This is a genomic window from uncultured Lactobacillus sp. (assembly GCF_947367085.1).
In the GTDB taxonomy this organism is placed as follows: domain Bacteria; phylum Bacillota; class Bacilli; order Lactobacillales; family Lactobacillaceae; genus Lactobacillus.
On sequence record NZ_CANBCP010000089.1, the window covers coordinates 1 to 4,508 of the forward strand.

Sequence of the window (4,508 nt, forward strand, 5' to 3'; positions counted from 1 at the left end):
ATTTTGAACCACTCCTGCAGTTTGGACTTTTACAATTCTTCTTTTAATTGGTCCTAGATTAATGAGTCCTTGGATCCACTTGGTATAATTTTTAATAACAATAAATGGAATAGTGAAAAAAGCAATTAACCATATTAATCCTAATAATCGGCTAAAATTTGGATTATCTGGCTTTCCTTTAATAATTAAAAATGTAGCCAAACCTATCCATGCAAAAATTATTCCCCACAAATATGTTCCATACACGCTTCCCCACAATCTAGATGATAAAATCTCAATTATTCCTGCTTTTTTATCAAAACGAACATAATTTGTTGAAGTAATTAAACATCTGAATATAAATACCAAAGTAAGCATAAAGCTATAAATTAATAAACATACGCCCCATATAATTGCATAGCTTTCTCAACTTATATACAAGTCATTTGTCTTTTGCATAACCTGCGCTCCAACTTGCAGTCCTAAACAACCGGTAATTATAAATATTCCAATAGTATAAAACAAATGCTCAATAAACCATGTCTTCTCTAAGCCGTATCGAATCATTGCTAACACTAAAATAATCAAATAGATAGATATCACAAGCATTAATAATTGAGGGTTGTACGTTGTAAATAGTTCTCTCATTCGTCATCTTCCTCTCCATATTCCTCCCAGAAATCGCCTGCCATATCTCTTATGCTATCAATCTCACTAGATATACTCCCATCTGAAAAGGCTCTTCTTCTTTGATTATTCTCAAGTATAGTTTTGATTGACTCTCCGCCATTTTAGAAGTTATCCTTTGCTGCCTTATAACTTGCAACGCTCCCCTTTTTTATTCCATTCGTCATTTTGTCAGTAAAATATCTTTCGACGAATTTAGCGTGGATAACAATTGGGATAGAATATCTGAGCTGTAGATTTTTTGAATGAAATTAATCTCCTCCAGGCCTACTTAATCTTTAAATTCAGCACTATTTTGAACCACTCCTGCAGTTTGGACTTTTACAATCCTTCTTTTGATTGGTCCAAGATTTAATATCTTCTCGATCCATTTGGTGTAAAAAATTATTACAACATAGGGGCTTCCAAGAACAATAAGTAAAATAGGTAGAGCAGTAACCCATCTAACTGTAATATTAGTAATTATGTTTCCTAAAAACTTAGTAAACGGCCCCAACCCCAGAACAAAAAATGTTATTGATCCTCCAACTATTGCTCCTGTTATGCCTCCCAATAACCAAGAGCCTACTAATTCCACTTTGCCAGTCTTCTTATTTATTTGTATATACTCTGTTTTAGCTGTTAAACACCTAATTATTAAAACTATTATTAACATCAAACTATAGAACAGTAAAAAGCTGCCCCAACCCAAGCCAAAATTTATCTGTGCTAAAAAATCATTACTCTTTCGTCCTAAGAAAGATAATTGCATTCCAATCAAGCCACATACAATAAAAACACCAACAGTATAACCAAGATTCTCAATAAACCATGTTTCCTCTAAAGCACCTCTAACCATAGCCAATACGAGTATAATCAGATAAATGGCTAACAGAATTTTTAAAAATTCTGGATGATAATACCATATTATATCTTTCATTTTTATATCCCTTCCTACTATCTATCTAAATCCCATTCTTGATGATATTTATAGTTCTCATAGGCAGCTGACCAGCCTTCATCTGTCTTTTTTTGTAAAGGTTTGGTTAGATTTTTATTCAAAAATTTCTTCGCAGCTTTATACGGAACACTATTTTTATCAGATCCAGGAAATGCGTTTAATCCCATTGTGATGAGAGGGCTAACTACACAATCTTTTAAAATCATTTTTTCGCCTTGTTTGAGTGTTTCCTTACCATATATCTTGCATATCTTGCCAATATCTTTCCATGCAACTTTATTATTAAAATGAGGTATAAATCCTTCTTTAAGAAACTTATTTTCCCATCCCAATTTTATATTTCCTTTAATAGCGTCGGTAAAATTGATGCGATCCATAAAAAATGCCGCTTCTGTTTTCTCAGCTAAACTTTTTGCACTTGTTTTGAGATATTTGACATCTTTTGCTTTACGTACTATATTGCTGACATTTTCGATAGATACTGCTTCAGTTCCAACAGCTTTGAGAGATTTAAATAGTGGTTCAGCTTTTATACCTCTACTTACCAGATAGCCACTATCTTTTGCCGCTTCAAATGCTCCTTTTGATCCGGCTACACCTATGCCTAAACTAGCAACAGCATAGACTTTTTCTGTGGTTGGTCGATCCAACTTTAAATATCCATGAAGAAAATCTTTTATAAAATTTGCTCCATATTCTTTTCCAGTAGTAGCTTTATCCAAGTCTTCAGATAAATCAAGCAGCGGAAGCAATATATTACTTCCTATAGCTAAAACTAAAGGTACTCCTACCCCAGCAGTGCAAGCAGTAACAGCAATTCCAGCAAGTGCAAAAAGCCCATCAACAATAAAAGAATTACGTCCATCACGTTTATTCAATTCACGCTGACGAAGCCGCTCTTTTTCCGCTTCAATTTGTGCATACTTCCTATTCAAGGCCTTCAAGTTCTTTTCAGCTATCTTGGTAAAATTCTTATCCCGATCAATCTTATTAGACAACTTATCAAAAACTTGCATATCCTTTTGAGTAAGGTCTCGAGCAAACAAACCTTCTTGATAACTTCCAAGATCAGCTACACTCTTATTTGCATACTCTTCTATCAATCTTTTAACTACATGGATAGCCGCATCAAGTTCGGCATATCTACGTGCACATTGGCTTTCATAAGAAGACCAATCACGACTTTGACGATGAATATTTTTATTTATATCTGCGAAATTTTCATCAATCTTATCAAATTCCGTCATCGCATCATTAGTTGAAAAACTTGATACTATATCGTCAACTTCATTCGTGATTGCAATGAGCTTTTCTTCATCATCAGAAAACTTAGTCCGCATCCTCTTAGCGTTGCTATTTATCTCTTCGTAATCTTGCGACAGCAAGAAGAAGTCATTACTTCCTTCATCGACACGTGGATAATTCCCAATATACAGCGTGTTTAATTGATTAAAGCGTTCAATGATCTCATTAATCATTGGCATGATTGCACCCAAGTGAACATCACTAATATAAGCACTGATCGCCTGAGCAACTTGACCATCAATTCCACTGCGTTTTCCAGTAAACTTTTCCAGATCTTTACTTACTTGTTCTAATCTGTTTATACGGTGATTTAATCCTTTGGACAGAGCTGCATTAAAGGCAACCAGCTCATGCATCTCCATTCTTGTTCCCATTTTTGATCCTCGTCATAAAAATTATCTTTCTATAAAGATATCAAACTTAAAATTTGATTACAACCGTTTTTTTATCTCACTCAATATATAAGAATTTTCTACTCTTAATATAAGTTTTTGTTCAATAAAAAAAGAAGTACCAAATTGGTACTTCTCTATTTTTATGCAATTATATTGTTATCTATTTCTAAATTATTTATTCCACAAAAACTTGATAATCAACTTATCAACTTGTGAATTTTCATGAAGCTTACTATGTTGCGCCTTTGCTCCTTTAATTTCAACTTCACGATATGACTTAGCGCGGCCATTAATTAAGTAGCGATAAGTTTGCGCTGAAGCAACTGAAACAGAACCATCCCCGTTTGAGCCATCTTCTTTATTACCATAAATATTTAAGACTTCAACTTGACGAGGATAATGCTGTCTTAATGATAATAATTGCTTAAAGCCAGGAGCAAACTCATTTGGCTTACCAGTTGCTTTATCGATAATCTTGCCGCTTCTACCTACTTGTTCACCGAGCCAGCCGTTATAGTGGCCGGCAATTGAGACGACCTTATTAATCTCTGGTAGTTTTTTATTATCATAATTTTCATTAATATAATTAGCAATCATTAAGTTGCCGTACGAATGGCCAACAAAATTAATCTTCTTGAATTTGTATTTTTTCATCAAAGCTCTGACTACTGCTAACACATTCTTACTTGAACCGTTACTGCTATCTTGTAAATTAACTTCTACAATTGGATTCTTGGTTTTAGCTGGAATACTTCCTATTAAAGTAACTTTATTATCGCTAGCTACATCAGCTCGAATAATACTATTAGTCACACCGGCTTTTTTTGCGGCATTAGTCATGTGCTCTTCAGCCTTGTAACTGGAGCCATATCCATGAAAGAACAAAGTCGGTGTGCCAATCGTAATATCAGATTCTTGATTATCTTTTTTCACCTGAGAATTTTTAATCCCATAAAAGACACCAACGCAAGCTAGCGCAACTACTATTAGACTAATTAAAGTTATCAAGATATGTTTCTTTTTCATCTGCATTCTCACTTTGCTTACTATTAATAAGAATATTCTAACAAAAAAATTAAAATTCTCCACAAAAAATTACTTACGAGAAAAAATTTTTTCTGTTAGTATGATCAACGATGCAATTTTTCACTATTTACTTAAGGAAGAATATTTTTTTTGAAGAAATACATTAAACATTGCTC

Annotated in this window: 5 protein-coding genes; all 5 read right to left on the minus strand. The window is 33.6% G+C overall.

What is annotated here, in order from left to right; all coding sequences use genetic code 11:
- The coding region (locus Q0Y70_RS09455; RefSeq protein WP_297820335.1) for a hypothetical protein at positions 1–246 on the minus strand (246 nt) is incomplete at its 3' end.
- A gap of 262 nt (positions 247–508) precedes the next feature.
- Complete coding sequence (locus tag Q0Y70_RS09460; protein WP_297820338.1) at positions 509–634, minus strand: hypothetical protein; 126 nt, start codon at positions 632–634, stop codon at positions 509–511.
- A gap of 303 nt (positions 635–937) precedes the next feature.
- Complete coding sequence (locus Q0Y70_RS09465; RefSeq protein WP_297820341.1) at positions 938–1,585, minus strand: hypothetical protein; 648 nt, start codon at positions 1,583–1,585, stop codon at positions 938–940.
- Between the two features lie 17 nt (positions 1,586–1,602).
- Positions 1,603–3,285, minus strand: coding sequence for a T7SS effector LXG polymorphic toxin (locus tag Q0Y70_RS09470; RefSeq protein ID WP_297820344.1), 1,683 nt, complete (start codon positions 3,283–3,285; stop codon positions 1,603–1,605).
- A 192-nt stretch (positions 3,286–3,477) separates the two neighbouring features.
- The gene (locus tag Q0Y70_RS09475; RefSeq protein ID WP_297820347.1) at positions 3,478–4,332 is read right to left on the minus strand and encodes an alpha/beta hydrolase; all 855 of its coding nucleotides are present in this window, start codon (positions 4,330–4,332) and stop codon (positions 3,478–3,480) included.
- Positions 4,333–4,508 lie beyond the last annotated feature (176 nt).

Bases quoted from the DNA above. Each gene is read 5' to 3' on its own strand.
- Q0Y70_RS09460 (WP_297820338.1), bottom strand. From the start codon at position 634: ATGACGAATGAGAGAACTATTTACAACGTACAACCCTCAATTATTAAT.
- Q0Y70_RS09465 (WP_297820341.1), bottom strand. From the start codon at position 1,585: ATGAAAGATATAATATGGTATTATCATCCAGAATTTTTAAAAATTCTG.
- Q0Y70_RS09470 (WP_297820344.1), bottom strand. From the start codon at position 3,285: ATGGGAACAAGAATGGAGATGCATGAGCTGGTTGCCTTTAATGCAGCT.
- Q0Y70_RS09475 (WP_297820347.1), bottom strand. From the start codon at position 4,332: ATGAAAAAGAAACATATCTTGATAACTTTAATTAGTCTAATAGTAGTT.